The 17419-nt window shown below is 45.8% G+C and carries 22 protein-coding genes; 17 read left to right on the forward strand and 5 right to left on the reverse strand.

Translation table 11 applies throughout. The features are described from left to right. Positions 1–31 precede the first annotated feature (31 nt). The 6 genes from QMA09_RS10860 (at position 32) to QMA09_RS10885 (ending at position 3213) form a co-directional block, all read left to right on the forward strand. Positions 32–508: a GNAT family N-acetyltransferase gene (locus QMA09_RS10860; protein ID WP_290213149.1), complete on the forward strand. Its 477-nt coding sequence runs from the start codon at positions 32–34 to the stop codon at positions 506–508. A gap of 15 nt (positions 509–523) precedes the next feature. Beyond that, on the forward strand, positions 524–1057 hold the full coding sequence (locus tag QMA09_RS10865; protein ID WP_290213150.1) for an NUDIX hydrolase: 534 nt from the start codon (positions 524–526) through the stop codon (positions 1055–1057). Positions 1058–1061: 4 nt separating this feature from the next. After that, positions 1062–1631: a GNAT family N-acetyltransferase gene (locus tag QMA09_RS10870; protein WP_290213151.1), complete on the forward strand. Its 570-nt coding sequence runs from the start codon at positions 1062–1064 to the stop codon at positions 1629–1631. A 42-nt stretch (positions 1632–1673) separates the two neighbouring features. Next, positions 1674–2249 carry an AAA family ATPase gene (locus tag QMA09_RS10875; protein WP_290213152.1) on the forward strand — a complete coding sequence of 192 codons (576 nt, stop codon included), beginning with the start codon at positions 1674–1676 and terminating at the stop codon, positions 2247–2249. A gap of 64 nt (positions 2250–2313) precedes the next feature. Continuing rightward, positions 2314–2766, forward strand: a complete 453-nt coding sequence (locus tag QMA09_RS10880; RefSeq protein ID WP_290213153.1) for an NUDIX domain-containing protein — start codon at positions 2314–2316, stop codon at positions 2764–2766. A gap of 33 nt (positions 2767–2799) precedes the next feature. Beyond that, entirely contained in the window at positions 2800–3213 is a 414-nt protein-coding gene (locus QMA09_RS10885) for an NUDIX hydrolase (protein WP_290213154.1), read from the forward strand. An 88-nt stretch (positions 3214–3301) separates the two neighbouring features. On the opposite strand, the gene QMA09_RS10890 is transcribed toward QMA09_RS10885, so the two are convergent. Then, positions 3302–3625, reverse strand: coding sequence for a hypothetical protein (locus QMA09_RS10890; RefSeq protein WP_290213155.1), 324 nt, complete (start codon positions 3623–3625; stop codon positions 3302–3304). Positions 3626–3779: 154 nt separating this feature from the next. On the opposite strand from QMA09_RS10890, the gene QMA09_RS10895 reads away from it, so the two are divergent. Continuing rightward, entirely contained in the window at positions 3780–4577 is a 798-nt protein-coding gene (locus QMA09_RS10895) for an aminoglycoside adenylyltransferase domain-containing protein (RefSeq protein WP_290213156.1), read from the forward strand. 117 nt (positions 4578–4694) lie between these two features. Then, the gene (locus tag QMA09_RS10900) at positions 4695–5048 is read left to right on the forward strand and encodes a hypothetical protein (RefSeq protein ID WP_290213157.1); all 354 of its coding nucleotides are present in this window, start codon (positions 4695–4697) and stop codon (positions 5046–5048) included. 25 nt (positions 5049–5073) lie between these two features. Here QMA09_RS10900 and QMA09_RS10905 read toward each other — a convergent pair whose 3' ends face one another. Then, positions 5074–5949, reverse strand: coding sequence for an aminoglycoside 6-adenylyltransferase (locus tag QMA09_RS10905; RefSeq protein ID WP_290213158.1), 876 nt, complete (start codon positions 5947–5949; stop codon positions 5074–5076). Between the two features lie 184 nt (positions 5950–6133). Here QMA09_RS10905 and QMA09_RS10910 point away from each other — a divergent pair, with 184 nt between their 5' ends. The 8 genes from QMA09_RS10910 (at position 6134) to QMA09_RS10945 (ending at position 12971) form a co-directional block, all read left to right on the forward strand. Continuing rightward, entirely contained in the window at positions 6134–6571 is a 438-nt protein-coding gene (locus tag QMA09_RS10910; RefSeq protein ID WP_290213159.1) for a hypothetical protein, read from the forward strand. A gap of 73 nt (positions 6572–6644) precedes the next feature. Further along, positions 6645–7193 (forward strand): GNAT family N-acetyltransferase, encoded by a 549-nt coding sequence (locus QMA09_RS10915; RefSeq protein ID WP_290213160.1) that lies wholly within the window; start codon positions 6645–6647, stop codon positions 7191–7193. A gap of 114 nt (positions 7194–7307) precedes the next feature. Next, positions 7308–7697, forward strand: a complete 390-nt coding sequence (locus QMA09_RS10920; protein ID WP_290213161.1) for an NUDIX hydrolase — start codon at positions 7308–7310, stop codon at positions 7695–7697. A gap of 32 nt (positions 7698–7729) precedes the next feature. Next, the gene (locus QMA09_RS10925; protein ID WP_290213162.1) at positions 7730–8017 is read left to right on the forward strand and encodes a hypothetical protein; all 288 of its coding nucleotides are present in this window, start codon (positions 7730–7732) and stop codon (positions 8015–8017) included. Between the two features lie 471 nt (positions 8018–8488). Then, the gene (locus tag QMA09_RS10930; RefSeq protein ID WP_290213164.1) at positions 8489–9052 is read left to right on the forward strand and encodes a DNA-3-methyladenine glycosylase I; all 564 of its coding nucleotides are present in this window, start codon (positions 8489–8491) and stop codon (positions 9050–9052) included. A gap of 137 nt (positions 9053–9189) precedes the next feature. After that, positions 9190–10260 (forward strand): aldo/keto reductase, encoded by a 1071-nt coding sequence (locus tag QMA09_RS10935; RefSeq protein WP_290213165.1) that lies wholly within the window; start codon positions 9190–9192, stop codon positions 10258–10260. A gap of 231 nt (positions 10261–10491) precedes the next feature. Continuing rightward, complete coding sequence (locus QMA09_RS10940) at positions 10492–11988, forward strand: glycine betaine uptake BCCT transporter (protein ID WP_135501172.1); 1497 nt, start codon at positions 10492–10494, stop codon at positions 11986–11988. 83 nt (positions 11989–12071) lie between these two features. Further along, the gene (locus QMA09_RS10945) at positions 12072–12971 is read left to right on the forward strand and encodes a 5'-3' exonuclease (protein ID WP_290213166.1); all 900 of its coding nucleotides are present in this window, start codon (positions 12072–12074) and stop codon (positions 12969–12971) included. On the opposite strand, the gene QMA09_RS10950 is transcribed toward QMA09_RS10945, so the two are convergent. The 3 genes from QMA09_RS10950 to QMA09_RS10960 form a co-directional block, all read right to left on the reverse strand. Further along, entirely contained in the window at positions 12955–13470 is a 516-nt protein-coding gene (locus tag QMA09_RS10950) for a C39 family peptidase (protein ID WP_290213167.1), read from the reverse strand. The two genes, QMA09_RS10945 and QMA09_RS10950, sit on opposite strands and share 17 nt — an antisense overlap. Positions 13471–13507: 37 nt before the next feature. Then, on the reverse strand, positions 13508–13972 hold the full coding sequence (locus QMA09_RS10955; protein ID WP_135501178.1) for an STAS domain-containing protein: 465 nt from the start codon (positions 13970–13972) through the stop codon (positions 13508–13510). A gap of 514 nt (positions 13973–14486) precedes the next feature. After that, the gene (locus QMA09_RS10960; RefSeq protein ID WP_290213168.1) at positions 14487–14807 is read right to left on the reverse strand and encodes a thioredoxin family protein; all 321 of its coding nucleotides are present in this window, start codon (positions 14805–14807) and stop codon (positions 14487–14489) included. Positions 14808–15014: 207 nt separating this feature from the next. On the opposite strand from QMA09_RS10960, the gene QMA09_RS10965 reads away from it, so the two are divergent. Further along, positions 15015–17399 carry a 3-hydroxyacyl-CoA dehydrogenase/enoyl-CoA hydratase family protein gene (locus QMA09_RS10965; RefSeq protein ID WP_290213169.1) on the forward strand — a complete coding sequence of 795 codons (2385 nt, stop codon included), beginning with the start codon at positions 15015–15017 and terminating at the stop codon, positions 17397–17399. Positions 17400–17419 lie beyond the last annotated feature (20 nt).

Here is a 17419-nt window from a genome sequence, read left to right on the forward strand (position 1 = left end):
TAAAAAGAGGAAAGATGAAGGGAGAAGCGGCATGAATTTTACCTTTCAACCGATGACCCAGAAACAAAGCGAAGAAATAGCCGATTGGCAGTACGAGGGAGATTATGCTTTCTACGATATGGCTGCGGATGAAGACGATCTTCAGGAGTTTTTAAATCCTTTAGAGCAAAAGGATTCCTATTTTGCTGTCACAGAAGGCCATGAATTGATCGGGTTTTATTGTTTCAAAGAAACCGCTGCCGGAATTATAGATATCGGACTCGGCATGAAACCCGGCTTCACTGGGAAAGGTTACGGGCTGCGATTTTTTAAAGCAGGACTGGATTTCGCGATTGCTCGGTACCAGCCTGAAAAGTTTACGCTGGCAGTGGCTGCGTTCAATGAACGAGCGATTGCGGTTTATAAAAAGGCAGGTTTTCAGCCGGATGAAGTTTTTCTGCAAAAAACCAACGGCGGCCATTACAAATTCGTGAAAATGAAGTTGGCGCTAGAGCAACAGCAGACATAAAAGGAGGATAAGTAAATGGAAATTTGGGATTTGGTGGACGGTTCCCGGAACCCAATCGGGAAACTGCATACGAGAGGCGAGGAAACTTTGCCCGGGGAATACCACATTGTCGTGGAAGTTCTGACCATTAACCGGGACGGCAAAATTCTCGTGACGCAAAGAGACGCGGCAAAAACCTATCCGTTATTGTGGGAGAGCACAGGCGGCTCCGTTAATGCCGGTGAGACCAGTTTGCGAGGGGCAATCCGTGAGCTTCATGAAGAAACGGGATTATCCGTAAGAGCGGAAAATCTGTATTTTATCGGTGAAATGAAGCGCGATAATTATTTTCTGGACAGCTATGTCTGGAAAAGCGAAGAAAATATCGATCTCAGCGACTTGAATTTACAGGTTGGCGAAGTGTGCGATGCCAAATTGGTGACGTTCAAAGAGTTTGAAGAAATGAATGCCAGGGGCGAACTTGTGCCGCCCGTGTGGGATCGATGGCAATTATATGCTGAGAAGTTGGGTGAAGTCATTAAGACAACTCCTGTTACTAGCAAGTTTTAACAAGATGAATATAGGGACAAACGGAGAAAGGAGTGAAGTTGCCATAGCAAGCAATTTGGATGTATCCATTAGAAGAATGACGCAGAATGATTTTGCTGTTATGTCAGAGTGGCTAAGCACAAAAGAAGTTCTGGAATTCTATGGTGATGTCGATTCTCCGTTTACGGTAGAGCAAATAAAGCGAAAGTATGAACCGAGAATTAAAGGGGAAATTCCGGTTTCACCTTACATCGTAGAATTTAAACAAATACCAATAGGCTTTATGCAGCATTATAAGTTAAGTGGAGAAGAACAAAAAGAATTCGGTTATCCAGTAAACTTGAACGTCTATGGCATTGATCAATTTATAGGAGATCCAACATATTTTAATCAAGGAATAGGAACAATCATGGTACAGAAATTCTTGGAATATCTGGGGCAAAATACGGATGCAGATATTGTTGTGTTAGATCCAGAGCTCTCCAATACAAGAGCGATTAGATGCTACGAAAAATGCGGATTTGTTAAAGTGAAACAGATAAAAGGTGGAGTTAGCTGGTTGATGGAATATAAAGAGAGCAAGAGCCGCCTTTAATTAGAAAACTGATGATCTGCTAGAAATAATTACATATTCAAAATGGAGGCCACCACGTTGGAAAATTTCGTATTCATATTCGGTCCGCAAGCAGTGGGCAAAATGACGGTTGGCCAGGAGCTGGCGGCCATGACTGGCTTGAAACTCTTTCATAACCACATGACCATCGATTTGCTGGAGCCGCTGTTCGGCTTCACCCCGGAGATGTGGCGGCTGACGACTTCTTTTCGCTGTGACATCTTCCAGTCTTTCGCCCAAAGCGATCAATACGGAATGATTTTTACGAAAGTTTGGTATTTTGACCAACAAGAGGATTGGGATGAAATTGAAAACATATGCGATATTTTCCGTTCGCAAGGTGTGCAAATCTACTTCGTGGAATTGGAAGCGAATGTGGAGGAGCGGCTGGCACGGAATAAAACACCTCATCGCTTGGAACACAAGCCGACGAAGCGGAATGTCCTCCAGTCGGAAGCGCATTTGCTGAGCAGCCTGGAAAACAGGCGGTTGAATTCGACCGAAGGCGAAATCAAAGCGGAAAACTACCTGCGCATCAACAATACGAACATGACGCCGAAAGAAGCGGCGCTTTTCATAAAAAATGAATTCAAGTTATAAGAAAGAGATGCGAATGAAAAACTCGTGAGGATTGAAGAAGAGACGCTCATATAGGGGGGATTGCATGAATCACACCAAAAATCATGGCTTTCAATTTCTCGATTTTATTTTTACAAAAGAAGAGGATCTTCAGTTCTACTCACCGCTCGCAGGGTCTTTTGCCGTGATCAAATGTGATGGGCGAGTTCTTATTGTTTATAACAAATGGCGGCAGCAATGGGAATTGCCGGCTGGCAAAAGAGAAGGAACAGAAACGGCAAAACAATGTGCAGTCCGTGAATTGTTTGAAGAAAGCGGGCAGTTTGTGGAAAATCTGAAGTTCACGGGTTTATTGAAATTGAAACGGGTTTCGAATGGCAAGATTAAATTCAATCCCGTCTATACCGCAGCAATTGAACAATTGCAGCCATTTATCGCCAATGACGAAACCACCGAGATTAAATTATGGGATGGGGTTGAGGAAATCGGCTGCTTCGATGAAATGGATTTAAAAATTCTGGAATACATAACGGCCTGACAGGCCACTTGCTTTGGGAGAGGGGTAACGGGGATGAAGAGTTGGAACGGCGCTGCCGCTATTGTAATGGCAGAAGATCAGGTGTTGATGGTCAAAGAAAAAGAGTCCGGGGGATGGAGCATACCTTCAGGCGGCATTGAAGAGGGTGAAACTCCAGAACAGGCGTGCCTGAGAGAAGTGTGGGAAGAAACGGGATTCCGCGTCAACATCCTGAAGCCGCTTCATGTTAAACGGACAATCATCAAAAACCATGATGTGGCGCTCCATTATTTTTTATGCGAAGTCACCGAAGGGCAAATTTCTTATCACGATCCGGACGATGCGATCGAAGAGATAGCTTGGAAAACCGGCAGGGAATTGTCCGGTTTGATCCACGATTATCCGGAAGACCGCGAGTTGCTGCTTTCTTTTTATAATAAGAATTATTTGCTGCAGAGTTCTGAATAGAATTGCGGCAAACAAAAAGGACAGATAGAAGCTCGTATTTGAGCGGTTCTACCAGTCCTTTTCAAAAAGCTCCCATGACGCCGCTTCCTTAATTCAAAAAATACTCCCTGTAAATAAAGAAAGTGAAGCATACCGCAAAAAGCAGATACACGATTGAGCCGATGAAAATATAGGAACGTTCGGACACATGGGCTTGCTGCTCCATTCGAATGCCCGTTTGTCCTTGGATCGACATGTCCAAGTGGCGGCTCGCCATGCCGCCTTTCGATTTGAAAAAATAGATGAGCACCAAAGCCAAGCCGGCAATCGGTATGGCAAGATCCAGGAAAGCCAATTGCAGCACGCTGGCAGCCGCCCAATTGATGAGCGCAATAACGGTAATTGTACTTAAAACAATCAATAGTTTTTTCATACATACCTCCATTTTGTATTTTTTGAAATAAATGTTAATATCCTTCTATATGTTTATACGTTGAAACGGATATGAGGTTTCAAATAATTCTGCCAATACAAAACAAGTCTGAAAATGGCGCAGCAAAAAAGCAAGTCGGGAGAGGAGTTTCGGGTTGAATTTCACAGAGATGGACAATTCATCAAATTTGGACGGGTTCCTATCGGAAGTTATTGAAGAGACATCAAACATTGTGGAAGAAGGGATTATCGGAGTGTATGTGCATGGGTCTCTTGCAATGGGGGGATTCAATCCAAGCAAGAGCGATATCGACTTGCTCATCGTCACGGAGCAGCGGCTGGCGCTTAAAACACAACGTCGGTTGGCCAAGCTCTTTTTAGCCCATTCAAAAAAGCCGTTTCCGATTGAAATCAGTTTTTTGAACCGTTCCCAATTGCGGAATTGGCAGCATCCGACGCCGTATGATTTTCATTTCAGTGAATATTGGCGGGAGCGCTACGAGGAAGAACTGGAAAAAGGGACATCGATTTACTTGAATGATGAATTGAAATTGGACAGCGATTTGGCTGCGCACCTGACCATTGTGAACACGCGTGGCATCTGTTTAAGCGGCAGCCCGATCCACGAAACCTTTCCGGCAATTCCAACAAACGATTATGTTTCTTCCATCCTGTTCGATTATGAAGAATGCTTAGCGAACATTCAGGACCAGCCGGTTTATGGTGTTTTAAATTTGATCCGAGTGTATGGCTATTTAAAAGAAGGCGTGATCATGTCGAAGAAAGAAGCGGGCGTGTGGGGAACAACTAGCCTACCCATGGAGTTTCATCCGGTTGTTCAACAAGCAGCCAAAGCTTATGGCAATAATAGCTTGGATAGGGTGTTTGCTGAACACGATTTGATAAGATTGAGAAATTATTTGAAAAAGAAGGTAGAAGAATTGTTGGTATAGGTAGAGTAGAAAATGTTCTCATGCATTTTTACACAAAGACCCTAGTTTCTTTTATTGATGCAATTATGCTTTTGAGAGCTGTACGATTTCAAAATTGGCAATCAAGGAGGAAATCCAGTGAAAAGAAAACGGTTAGCAGCGCTTATTTCCTTTTTCTGTATCGTATTCGTTTTGTCTGCTTGTTCGTTCGGAAATTCACAAGCTTCCTGGGCCTATTCGTTTGTCGTTTGGGATGGCTTTATTTATCAAATAAGCGATGAATATGTTCAAGAAGTAGATCAAGAGATTGGAGAAGTGACGGTTTATTCCGATAGGGAAGGAACTTATTCCGGAAACTTTTCCAATGAATATGAAAAAGGCACAGCGTATTATTCAATAACGGGAATTAGCACGGACGAGGCGATTGCTGTTAAAGAAGAAGACGGCAAATATCGAAAAGCCCTCAGAGAAGGAAAATACAATAGCCAGTAATTCAGCAACACCAGCTTTTTCTTGTTTAAGGATAAATCGTTGCGCTGTCCCGAGGCAGTTTTTCGATATGCCTTAAATACGGGAGAACATCTTTCCCGTATTCCGGCAGCGCCAATCCCAGTTTTTCGGCAACCTCAATTGTCAGTTCTTCGAAAAGTGCGCACATCGCGAACAATCCAGCCCACATATTTGCATAGCTTCCATCGGGATAAGTGAGCAGCACTTTTTGCCACATTTCCTTATCCACATACTTTTCAATGTTTTTCCCGCTTTTCCCTGGAAGCGCAGTAAAGTCCGTTTCAACCCCGATGTACCAGTTCAGCATCGCCATCAGCATATCCCGCACCGGGCCATCCATCATATCCTTGGCGAGGGGGAGCTCTTGCCGCCATAAGGCTTTGGCAATATAGGTGCTGACCCACCAAAACTCATTTGCGCAGTCGCTGAACTCTTGCTGTCCGGGTTCAACAATTCGGAACGGATTTTCCGTATTCATCAACAACGTGCTGAGCCGGTCGTCTTTGTCCAATAAAATCTTGCGGGGCTCTTTCTTCGCTAAAGACTCTTCAATAAGCGAGACCGGCGTCAAGGTCAAGTCGATCCGGTTGCCATCTGTAAAAAGCATCAAATAAGAAAAGCTTTCCCGTTTATTCCCGGCAGGCGGCATCACCATTGCATCCGGCATCTGCATCATGATTCTTTCTCCAAAAGAATCCACCCACGAATGATCCCCTAAAAAAGGAAGCATGTCTTCTACATAATAAATGATGTCATAATCCTGGAATGGATCCTCGGCATTTTGAAGATGAACGCGTGAGCCATTCAGTTCCACCATCCGGATATTTTCACTGTCGGCTGCTTTCCTTAAAATCAAAGACAGCATCTCTTCTTCGCTTCTCATAGCCAACCACCCCTTCGTCATTCATTGTTCCAGAATTCCTTAAACGGTACAATCATTTATCCATCGAGCTGAACAGTGAAACAGTAAATTTCCAAATAATTTATTACTGCTCCCTTAAATGTTTGAAAATTCCAATTGTAACTTGTAGAGTTATAGAAATAAGAACTTCAAAAAGGGGGATTGGATGAAGAAAAAATGGCTTCTTGTTTTTCTTCTGCTCATAGGAATCGGCATACCGTCTTATCTTTACTTAAACACATCGTCCGTGGACCGGGAAATTCTCAGTGAAATAGAATTGGATACAGTGGAGAAAATCTCCATTGTCAAATCGAATTTTCCAGTTGGCGTTTTAAATGAATTTGAGAATACCAATCGAAAAGCGATTATTGATGAGTTGAAAAAAATGAAAGTCCAGAGAACCAGGCTTTTTTCTGTTACTCGCCCAACGAATGGCGAATATGTGATTTTCCTGGATACCAATTCAAATGGCGTTTATCAAGTTCATTTATATGAAAATGACCGTATTATCAGCTTCGCTTCACCCAATAACGACATCAACTCTTCTAGAAGCTATAAGTATACTGACAGTAACTTGTATGAAATGGTATCCAAATTATTCTAATGTTTTGATTGTAAAATAGAACTTAAAAGCTCGTTAATTCCAGAACTTTACTCCAGAAAGGCTGATCCATTGCATGCATAGAATTATTGGCAGAAAAATCGAGCTGACAGAAAACACGCTGGCACATCTGGATGACTTGTATTTCTGGCGGTTTGAAGAAAAAGGACAGGAAGCGAAAAAATGGAATGGCCCCTATATTCCCGAAAAGCGCATGACAAAGGAAGAGCATCGTACATTCTGGATAAATGAAGAGGAGATTTCAGCAGGTGTGCCCGCGTCCCTGGTCATAAAAGCTGAAGGCAGCGTGATTGGCTATGTGGGCGCCTATTGGGTCGACAAGAATACAAACTGGCTCGAAACTGGCATTGTCATTTACGACAAAGAATATTGGAACGGCGGATATGGCACGGAAGCCTACAAGCTGTGGATTGATTTCCTTTTTTCTTCTACCGATTTGCACCGGCTGGGCATGTCGACGTGGTCGGGCAACGACAGGATGATGAAAGTTGCCGAACGGCTCGGGATGAGCGTGGAAGCACGCATCAGAAAAGCCCGAATGGTAGAAGGGCAATATTTTGATGCGATTAAGATGGGGATGCTGAGAGAAGAGTGGGAAAAGTAGGAGTGACCGAAACGATATTATAAGCATCGTATTTAGATCTCGTTTTTAAGGCAAGCAGCCGTGAAGACGGGATTTTTTTTTATTTTTTATACTTAGAGAAACGGAGGCAGCAAAATGATTGCACAGGGTTTATTGATAAGAGGGCAAGAGATTCTTATGGTCAAACAGCATGTTGAAAGAGGGGACATCGTCTGGAATTATCCCGGCGGCGGCATTGAAGAAGGTGAAACACCCGAGCAGGCATGCATCAGGGAAGTGAAAGAAGAAACAGGCTATGACATCGAGATAACAAGCTTGCTGATGCAATCCCCTCAAAAATATACGTTTCTAGCAGAGATTATCGCCGGGGAACTGACGGTTGATAGGACAAGCGATGTGAACGAAGATATAATCGATGCTGCCTGGGTAGCCATTACCGATGATAAAAAATTCGATCGCGTCACAAAACCAATGCTTGAATTGCTGGCGGCACAAAACGCATTTAAACAGAATTTGTTTATATAGCATGTCTCATTCTTCGAGAAGAGGTGATGTAAATGGAAATCTTGCTTTTTCTTATCATCGGCCTGATGCTGTGGTTGACCAATCATTTAGTCTTTAAATTCGCTGGAAACAATAAAAAACGGAGAATCTTGTCTGGACTCACTGTTATACTCCTGGCGCCGGTGATTTACTATCTGACTTTTGCTGTGGTCGCACCATTCGACCCGGGAGGATTCGGCACCGCCATCGTTTCATTATTATACGGAATTCTCTTTTTCTTGAATGGCCTTGTATGGATCGCAATAGGAATTTTTACAAAAGGACGCGGACCAGTCTCTTAATAGAGAACAATTCTATATAATTTGAACTAATGATTTTTAATTGTCGATATTTCGCAAAACAGCTGCGCTTGCCGCGGGCGAGCGCCAAGCCTCCTCAGTCGCTTCGCGCCTTCCGGGGTCTCAGCTGTCTCGCTATCCCGCAGGCAAGACTTACCCGAAGCTTGCGAGGGCAAGTCTTTGCGACGAAGCGCTAAGCGCTGCAGGAACAGTACGGTTTTCTCCGCTGTTTTGCTCCATATCGGGAAATCTCTTAGCGGAGGCGCGGCAAGGGGCTAGACGAAGCAGTGAGACGAGTGTTCTTCTCGGCTCATTGTGAGAGTCATGCCCAAAGCGACCGAAGCGGTGTATAAACATTAACTTCTTTAGGTCAACTTATATAGTATTAAATTATTTGCTTGATTTTAATATGACATGCAGTTGTCTTATTTGAAATGGTACAGTGGGTTCAGATAGATGAAAGAGGTGCAGAAAATGGAATATCAATGCAAATGGCCGCAAGGCAGTGACATGATGCAGGCTTACCATGATGAAGAATGGTGCAGGCCAAGCCGGGACGACCGCTATATCTTTGAATTGCTGTCGCTGGAAGGGGCGCAAGCGGGATTGTCATGGAGCATCGTTCTCGCAAAACGCGAAGGGTATAAGCGAGCTTTCCATGATTTTGATCTGGAATACTGCGCCAATTTGACGGATGAGGACCTGATTTATATCAAAGACAATTTTGACGTCATCAAACATTTAGCGAAGCTGCAATCCGTTCGCAGCAATGCAAACGCCGCCTTGAAAATCCAACAAGAGTTTGGGAGCTTGTCCAATTTCCTATGGCAGTTTACAGAATCCAAACCGATTATCAACAGCTGGGAAAGGGACGATCAAATTCCGGCGCAATCACCTTTATCTGTGGAGATCAGCAAAGCATTGAAAAAGCGGGGCTTTAAATTCATTGGACCGGTCACTGCCTATTCTTTCTTGCAAGCGATCGGCATGGTGGATGACCATATCCGCACATGCCATTTTCATACAGGGAATTTGTGAAGAACACAGGGGATAGATAAAAAAATCTGAGCTATGATGATATTTCTTTTAAGCCGTTTTAGGTGCTGGATTGTCGGGTATTTTACTAAATGTACAGACAACATAAATAAGCACGTTTCTATTATAGGGAGGCTATCATGGAATATATCAATTTAGGGAAATCAGGCTTGCGTGTGCCGAAGTATATACTTGGAACGGTCCCATTCAGCGGGACAAATGGCTTTGAAGCAGCCGGCGACATCAAAGAAGACCAAGCACGCCGGATGGTCGATCTCGCTCTTGAAGCAGGCATTAATATGTTCGATACCGCAAACCTCTATTCAAAAGGGGATGCCGAACGTGTATTGGGATCAGCGATAAAGGGACGCCGGGCCGACGTGCTGTTGACGTCGAAAACTGGATTCCATCTTGGCGATAATCCGAACGCACGCGGAGCTTCACGCAATAACATCCTGACATCCATCGACCAATCGCTGGAGCGGCTTGGGACGGATTACCTCGATGTGTATTTTGTGCATTTATGGGATGGCCGCACGCCAATCGAAGAAACCGTGGAAACGATGACAAGCTTGGTGAAGTCGGGGAAAATACGCCATTGGGGCGTTTCGAATTATAGCGCATGGGCAATGGCAAGAACTTTTTCCATCGCAGAACGTGACGGTTTTATTCCGCCGATCACCCAGCAGATTTATTACACGCCGGAAGCGCGTGAAGCGGAATATGAATTGCTGCCGGCAGGAACTGAGCTCGGTGTAGGCTCGATGATCTGGAGTCCGCTCGGCGAAGGTTTGCTGAACGGCAAGATCGGGCGCGGGAAAAAAGCGCCTGACAATACGCGCCAAGGTGCCGGTTGGCCAGAGCCTTGGATTCAGGAGCAGGATCGCCTTTTTGATGTGATTGATGCGCTTGAAGAAGTGGCAGCAAACCACAATGCATCGGTGCCGCAGATTGCTTACGCATGGGTGCGTGACCGTCCGAACGTCGGGCCGATTGTCATCGCAGCCCGCAACGAAGAGCAGCTGAAGGAAAATATCGCATCATTCGATATTAAACTCAGCCAGGAGGAGCATGACCTCATCGAAAAAACGGCGCGGCCTGCACCGCTCTATCCACATTGGCACCGTGCGATGAGTTCGTTTGAAATGGGGAGCCCGTCTGAAATGCCTTATTTGAAAAGCTTTAAACAAACACTGGGAATCGAAGACTGAACGAGTAGCTTTCCAGCCTGTCTTTTAGCCGCATATTAAATCGCCCTTTTGTTATGGTGCTGCCAAAGCGTCCATTTACAAATATGGGGCGATTTTTTTAAGCCGCCTGCTTATGCGGATAGCAGTGCATGTAAGCGGCATCATCCGCCGGAAATGGCTTTGGGCGGTTTGACAAGCGCTTTGATGTTCCGTAACATGAACAATTGTGATAAAAATCAGGAGGTGTACTATATGAAGAAAGTAACAAATGTATTCTGGATTGCATTGGGCCTTGTCATTTTGGCTGTAGCCTACGGCGCGATTGCTCCAGGAAGTTTTGCAGAAGTTACCGGGAATATAGAAGGATTCCTGACAACTTCGTTCGGCTGGTATTATTTATTGATCGTTTCGCTTATGGTCTTGTTCTGCCTGTTCTTCTTGATCAGTCCAATGGGGCAGATCCGTTTGGGGAAAGACACGGACAAACCGGAATTTTCGTTCGGCTCATGGATTGCGATGCTGTTTTCAGCAGGCATGGGGATCGGACTCGTTTTCTGGGGAGCGGCTGAACCGCTGTCCCATTTTGCAATTGACCCAGCCACGGCTGAACCAGGGTCAGCAGAAGCGTTCAAAGAATCAATGCGTTTCACTTTTTTCCACTGGGGTATCCATGCTTGGGCAATTTACGCGGTTGTCGCGTTGTCGCTAGCGTATTTCCAGTTCCGAAAAGGCGAACCCGGATTAATCTCCGCCACATTGAAACCGATTTTCGGCAATAAGATGAACGGACCGCTTGGTGTAGCTGTCGATGTTATTGCGGTATTCGCAACAGCGGTCGGCGTAGCAACTACGCTTGGCTTCGGGACTGTGCAGATCAATGAAGGCTTATCTTTCTTGATCCCTAGTGTTCCAAGTGACAACTTTACTGTTCAGCTGATCATCATTGCTGTTATTACCGTATTGTTCATGATTTCGGCATGGAGCGGTTTGAGCAAAGGAATCAAGTATTTGTCAAACGCCAATATGGTACTGGCGATTGCGCTGCTTGCTTTGGTTCTCATTCTCGGACCAACTTTACTGATTTTAAATACGTTCACGGATTCCTTGGGGGCATACTTCCAAAATCTAATGGGCATGAGTTTCCGCGCAGCACCGATTGATGGAGAGAACCGGGCATGGATTGATGGCTGGACCATCTTCTACTGGGCTTGGTGGATTTCATGGTCACCATTCGTCGGGATTTTCATCGCCCGCATTTCAAGAGGGCGCACAATCCGCCAATTCCTTGTTGGTGTATTATTGATCCCAACGGTAATCAGTTTTATCTGGTTCGCGGCTTTCGGTTCGACTGCGATGGACGTGCAAAATAGCGGTGTCGATCTGACGGGTCTGCTGACGTCGGAAGTGCTCTTCGGGGTCTTCAATGAACTGCCGATGGGCATCATCTTGTCGATCATTGCTGTTATGCTGATTACAACATTCTTCATCACATCTGCAGACTCGGCGACATTCGTCTTGGGCATGCAATCAACGAATGGTTCGTTGAATCCAGCAAATTCGATCAAATTGACATGGGGAATTGCCCAGTCACTGATTGCGGTGATTCTTCTTTCTGCAGGCGGCTTGGATGCCTTGCAGACTGCGTTGATCATCGCCGCATTCCCATTCTCGTTCATCATGCTGATGATGATGGCATCATTCTACAAAGCTGTTACTTTGGATTACAAAGCAACGAAACGAAAACGCTAAAACGAAAACCGCCGCTTCGGCGGTTTTTTGCTTTTTAAGCGTGTATAATAGAGAAAGTGTTTTTAACGAATGGAGGAAATTTTGTGAATGAAAAACCGCATGTTTTATTAGTCGACGGTATGGCGCTGCTGTTCCGCTCCTTTTTTGCAACATCGGCAGTCGGGCAGTATTTCCGGACTTCAGAAGGCCTTGCAACGAATGCAGTACAAGGCTTTGCCCGCCACGTGCTGGCCGCGAAAACGATGATGAAGCCGACCCATATGGCCGTATGCTGGGACATGGGCGCGCATACATTCCGCACTGATATGTTCGAGGGCTATAAATCGAACCGCCCGGCGCCGCCGGATGATATGCTGCACCAATTCGATTTGGCGAAGAAAGTCTCCGAGCAGCTCGGCTGGATGAATTACGGCGAGAAGGGAATCGAAGCGGATGATTTTATCGGCTCGTTCACGAAGCAATGGGAAGGGCAGGCCCGCTTTACTGTCATCACGGGGGACAAGGACATGCTGCAATTGCTGAATCCGTCTGTCGAGATCGCGTTCATGAAAAAAGGCTTCCATGTGTATGATGTCTACACGGAAAGCCGTTTCCAAGAAGAATATGGCATCGAGCCAGGCCAATTCGCTGACGTCAAAGCGTTTATGGGAGACGCCAGCGACGGCTATCCGGGCGTAAAAGGAATCGGTCCAAAAACGGCGCTGCAGCTGATTCAGAAATACGAATCGGTGAGCGGTGTGTTGAACGCCATTGACGAATTAAAATCGGCCCAAAAGAAAAAGATAGAAGAGCATAAGGATATGCTGCTTCTATCTAAGGAATTGGCGGTCATCAAATGCGATATCCCGCTTGATGTGTCGCTGGATGAAATTACCGTACCGAATTACACGAACGACCACGTTGAGCTCTTTGACGGCCAGGAACTGAAATTGCTGGCTCGGCAATTGGAGAAAAGCCTGCTGCCGGTTAATCCATTTGAGTAGGAACGATCTTGACGAACGTCAAAAACTTTTTATTTTTTTCATAAGAAACTGCCTGCATTCTGCTGGGGCGGTTTCTTTTTCCGTTATCGTGGAAATAGAGGATCAAATCATCTTCCCGCTCCTCGAAGCCGATTAGTGGAACCCAATGATAATTGAAAAGCGGTTTTGAAAACCAATTGAACGAAAACCAGCGGTCAAACTTCATCGCAAGCGGCCGACCAGCTGCCAATTCTTTTTTCGCTTCATCGACCGAACGGATTTTTTCAATGCGGTAACGGCCGGCGGTCAATTTCTTGAACTTTCGGACGAGTCGCCAAGTGAACAATCCGATGCGCGTCGTGCCGAGCGCGCCGTAAAGCTCGCCGGCGTCCCACTCTTTTTTTTCGTGGTGGCGGAGAATGGCTGCCGCCGTGACAGGTCCGCAAGCGGAGCCTTGCCATTTCGCATCAATTGCCGGGTCATATTGCGACATGCCGTTAAAAGGGATGAGGATTTTCATCAGCGCAGCCTCCAGCAGGTAATAATAGATGCTCTCTTTATAGAGAAGAGAGGCTTCGTTCTGTTTCAGTCAGCAAGTTTTTCAAAGCCGCCCTGAATGTCGTATACACTTCAAGTTCTACTTGAATGCCCGCGTGGACAATTTCCCGTACAAAACGCGGATTGAAGCCAACGTAAATCGGGCGCAGGCCCATCAATTTCAACGCACTGTTCAGTTGCGACAATTCAGTTGCCAGTTCGTTGTAATCGAACGTCTCCACGTCTTCCATGCGGACGCCAGTGAAGTCAAAAATCACACGCTCGGTCTCGCGGTGTTTCTCGGCATATTCCAACACTTTCGAGCGGATCGTTTCAAAGCGGTCCCTGAAAATGAATCCGGCGATCGGCACCAATATCGTATTCGGCACGATCGAAGGGATGATCGGTGCAGACATATTGTGGATGACTTTCTCGTAATGCGCGACCAATTCTTTTAATTCTTGAATTTCTTTAGCTTGTTCCATGGGACACCTCAATTATTATGATTACTTCTATTATATCCTAAATACAGCCAACTGCTACAGTATACGAAAATCATGAGAAAAGGTTTCGGAACGGTGAGTTCCGAAACCTTTTACGGTGAAGAAGTTCCTTAAAAGTTCTTTTCATTTCGCTTCAGGCGGACGCTTTCCGCGCTGAGAAAAACGTTGCTCCTGCAGCGCTCTGCGCTTCGTCGCAAACAAGTTGGCCAAAATCCTTTTGCCAACTTGTTCACCGCCTTCTGCTTCATTCAAAGGTGAATCTTAGTATCGAATGATTTCTTTTATCTTAGAATTTATTTAAAAATATCTTCATATTTTAGTTGTCCTTAGATATGGAGCAAAACAGCGGAGACGCCTGCGGGAAAGCGAGACAGCCGAGACCCCGCAAGGCGCAAAAGCGCCTGAGGAGGCTTGGCGCTCGCCCGCGGCAAGCGTAGCTGTTTTGCGGAATATCGGGATACTCACTAATCTCAAATACCGCTAATGTAGTAAGCTTCTATTTTTCCTGGCTGGACAAGAAGTCTGTCACAGACTCAGGGGATTTGGCGTTTGCGCTGTGAAGGTGGGCTGTTTTTTCGCCGTTTTTGAAAATCAGCAAGCTCGGGATACCCATGACGTCGTATTTGTCAGCGAGCTCAGGAAGCTCGTCGCGGTTTATATCAAACCATTTATATTGGTTGAATTCTTCGATGATCGGGTCGATGAACATATCCATGCGCGTGCAGTCAGGGCACCAGCCAGCTTGGAATTTGACAATGACCGGCTCCGTGCCACCGATGACTTCATTGAATTGCTCGTTCGTAGTAATGGGTTTCATAAAATCTCCTCCTAATTAATCTTTAATCAGTGTACCTTGCGGAATGGCTTTCGAAAAGAAATTAATCTCCGTGGCAGGAAATTTTTAACGATTAAATATTGCGAAAATATGAAATATAATTTAAACTAAGGACATAGAGAACGTTCTATTTTTTTTACTTAAAAAATGAATGAGGATTCATTCAAAAAATACTGGGAGGGTTTTCGAGTGGCATACCAAATTAAAAGAGCAGCCGTCATCGGTTCCGGCGTCATGGGATCGGGCATAGCGGCACACCTTGCAAATATCGGAATTCCGGTTTTATTGCTGGATATTGTTCCGCGTGAATTATCAACAGAAGAACAAGCAAAGGGCCTGACGTTGGAAGATCGCCAAGTGCGAAGCCGCATTGCTGCGACAGCAGTTCAGAAATTGCTGAAACAGAAACCGGCGCCGTTGGCAGCGAAAAAGAACCTGCAGCTGATCACGCCAGGAAATCTGGAAGATGATTTGGATAAATTGAAAGACGTCGACTGGATCATTGAAGTCATTGTCGAAAACCTGGATGTCAAAAAATCATTGTACGAAAAATTGGATGCCGTCAGAAAGCCTGGCACAATCATTTCATCCAATACTTCCGGCATCAGCATCAACGCGATGGCGGAAGGCCGCTCGGAAGACTTCGGCAAGCATTTCCTCGGCACACATTTTTTCAATCCGCCGCGCTATTTGAAATTGCTTGAAGTGATTCCGGCCCAAACGACATCGCCGGAAGTGCTCGAATTCATGAAAGAATTCGGTGAAGACCGTTTAGGCAAAGGTGTGGTCGAAGCAAAAGATACACCGAACTTCATTGCCAACCGCATTGGGACATACGGATTGCTGGTAGCGGTGCGCGAGATGCAGAACCGTGGGTATTCGATCGGTGAAGTGGATTCGGTGACTGGGCCATTGATCGGCCGTCCGAAATCAGCAACTTTCCGCACCTTGGACGTAGTCGGGCTTGATACATTCATGCACGTTGCGAAAAATGTTTACGACCAAACGAACGGTGAAGAACAGCTAGTATTCGAAGCACCTGCTTTTATGAAGCAAATGGTGGAGAACGGCTGGCTCGGCGCGAAGTCGGGGCAAGGCTTCTTTTTGAAAAAAGACAAAGAAATTCTGGAGCTTGATCCGGAAACGATGGAATACCGTGCAGCCGGAAATTTGAAAACGCCTTCACAGGAAATGGCGAAGCAGCAAAAAGGCTTGAACGCAAAAGTGAAGACGCTTGTTTATGCAAATGACCGCACCGGCGAATTGCTGTGGAACTTGCTGGCTCCGACATTGCGATATTCCGCTCAATTGCATGGCGAAATCGCTGATGACATCGTTGCCATCGACAACGCTATGAAATGGGGATTCGGCTGGGAACAAGGGCCGTTTGAAATATGGGACGCTATCGGGGTGCGCCAATCGGCCGCTAAGATGGCCGAAGAAGGGCATGTGATTCCAGCGTTCGCGCAAAGCTTGCTCGACAGCGGCAATGAGAGCTTCTATAAAGAAGTGGATGGCGACCTTCATTTCTTCAATGGCTCAGATTACACGGCAGTGCCGGTCAATAGCAAAGTGATCGACTTGAAGCGCTTTAAGAAAAAGCACGGTGTCCTGAAGTCGAATTCAGGCGCTAGCTTGATCGACATCGGCGATGGCATTCTGCTGCTTGAGTTCCATTCACGTTCGAACGCAATCGGCCTGGATATCATGCAGATGATCAATTACGCAGTCGATGAAGTCGAGAAAAACCATAAGGGGCTCGTCATCGGCAACCAAGGCAAGAACTTCTGTGTCGGCGCAAACTTGGGAATGATTTTAATGGAAGCTCAGGACGACAATATTTTCGAACTGGACTTTACGATCAAAACATTCCAAAACGCGTTGATGAAAATCAAATACAGCTCGAAACCGGTCGTCGTCGCACCATTCGGCATGACGCTCGGAGGCGGAGCCGAAGTGGCGCTGCACGCTGCGCATATCCAAGCTTCGATGGAAACGTATATGGGTCTTGTGGAAGCAGGCGTCGGGCTGATCCCTGGCGGCGGCGGAAACAAAGAGTTATACATCAAGCATTTGAAAGGCTTGCCGCATGGCGTGACATTCGATTACCAAAACGTTGCAAGCAAGGTATTCGAAGCGATAGCGATGGCGAAAGTGTCGACATCTGCTGAAGAAGCGCGCGACACCAACTTCTTGAACTTTACAGACGGCATCAGCGTCAACAGCGATCACTTGATCCATGACGCCAAACAAGCCGCTCTTAATTTATATGAAAATGGCTACCAGGCGCCAGTACGCGACAAAGTACCTGTCACCGGCGAACCAGGTTACGCAACGCTCTTGTTGGGCGCTGAAGGCATGCATATCTCAGGCTATATTTCCGAATACGATTTAAAGATTGCTAAAAAATTGGCCCATGTCTTATCAGGCGGGAAATTGCCTTACGGTACTTTAGTCGATGAGCAATACCTGCTCGATTTGGAGCGCGAAGCGTTCTTAAGCTTAGTGGCAAAACCGAAAACACAGCAGCGGATGCAGCATATGCTCGTTAAAGGCAAACCGCTCCGGAACTAATAGCTCGATATTAAAGGAGG

It is taken from the genome of Planococcus sp. APC 3906 (assembly GCF_030407685.1).
GTDB classification, from domain to species: Bacteria; Bacillota; Bacilli; order Bacillales_A; family Planococcaceae; genus Planococcus; species Planococcus koreensis.

What these genes read in the sequence shown, in the direction of transcription:
- QMA09_RS10920 (WP_290213161.1), top strand. Translation starts at nt 7,308, where the DNA reads ATGATTGCACAGGGTTTATTGATAAGAGGGCAAGAGATTCTTATGGTC.
- QMA09_RS10950 (WP_290213167.1), bottom strand. Translation starts at nt 13,470, where the DNA reads ATGAAAATCCTCATCCCTTTTAACGGCATGTCGCAATATGACCCGGCA.
- QMA09_RS10875 (WP_290213152.1), top strand. Translation starts at nt 1,674, where the DNA reads ATGGAGGCCACCACGTTGGAAAATTTCGTATTCATATTCGGTCCGCAA.
- QMA09_RS10910 (WP_290213159.1), top strand. Translation starts at nt 6,134, where the DNA reads ATGAAGAAAAAATGGCTTCTTGTTTTTCTTCTGCTCATAGGAATCGGC.
- QMA09_RS10890 (WP_290213155.1), bottom strand. Translation starts at nt 3,625, where the DNA reads ATGAAAAAACTATTGATTGTTTTAAGTACAATTACCGTTATTGCGCTC.
- QMA09_RS10915 (WP_290213160.1), top strand. Translation starts at nt 6,645, where the DNA reads ATGCATAGAATTATTGGCAGAAAAATCGAGCTGACAGAAAACACGCTG.
- QMA09_RS10955 (WP_135501178.1), bottom strand. Translation starts at nt 13,972, where the DNA reads ATGGAACAAGCTAAAGAAATTCAAGAATTAAAAGAATTGGTCGCGCAT.
- QMA09_RS10905 (WP_290213158.1), bottom strand. Translation starts at nt 5,949, where the DNA reads ATGAGAAGCGAAGAAGAGATGCTGTCTTTGATTTTAAGGAAAGCAGCC.
- QMA09_RS10860 (WP_290213149.1), top strand. Translation starts at nt 32, where the DNA reads ATGAATTTTACCTTTCAACCGATGACCCAGAAACAAAGCGAAGAAATA.
- QMA09_RS10880 (WP_290213153.1), top strand. Translation starts at nt 2,314, where the DNA reads ATGAATCACACCAAAAATCATGGCTTTCAATTTCTCGATTTTATTTTT.
- QMA09_RS10870 (WP_290213151.1), top strand. Translation starts at nt 1,062, where the DNA reads ATGAATATAGGGACAAACGGAGAAAGGAGTGAAGTTGCCATAGCAAGC.
- QMA09_RS10940 (WP_135501172.1), top strand. Translation starts at nt 10,492, where the DNA reads ATGAAGAAAGTAACAAATGTATTCTGGATTGCATTGGGCCTTGTCATT.
- QMA09_RS10935 (WP_290213165.1), top strand. Translation starts at nt 9,190, where the DNA reads ATGGAATATATCAATTTAGGGAAATCAGGCTTGCGTGTGCCGAAGTAT.
- QMA09_RS10960 (WP_290213168.1), bottom strand. Translation starts at nt 14,807, where the DNA reads ATGAAACCCATTACTACGAACGAGCAATTCAATGAAGTCATCGGTGGC.
- QMA09_RS10885 (WP_290213154.1), top strand. Translation starts at nt 2,800, where the DNA reads ATGAAGAGTTGGAACGGCGCTGCCGCTATTGTAATGGCAGAAGATCAG.
- QMA09_RS10865 (WP_290213150.1), top strand. Translation starts at nt 524, where the DNA reads ATGGAAATTTGGGATTTGGTGGACGGTTCCCGGAACCCAATCGGGAAA.
- QMA09_RS10925 (WP_290213162.1), top strand. Translation starts at nt 7,730, where the DNA reads ATGGAAATCTTGCTTTTTCTTATCATCGGCCTGATGCTGTGGTTGACC.
- QMA09_RS10930 (WP_290213164.1), top strand. Translation starts at nt 8,489, where the DNA reads ATGGAATATCAATGCAAATGGCCGCAAGGCAGTGACATGATGCAGGCT.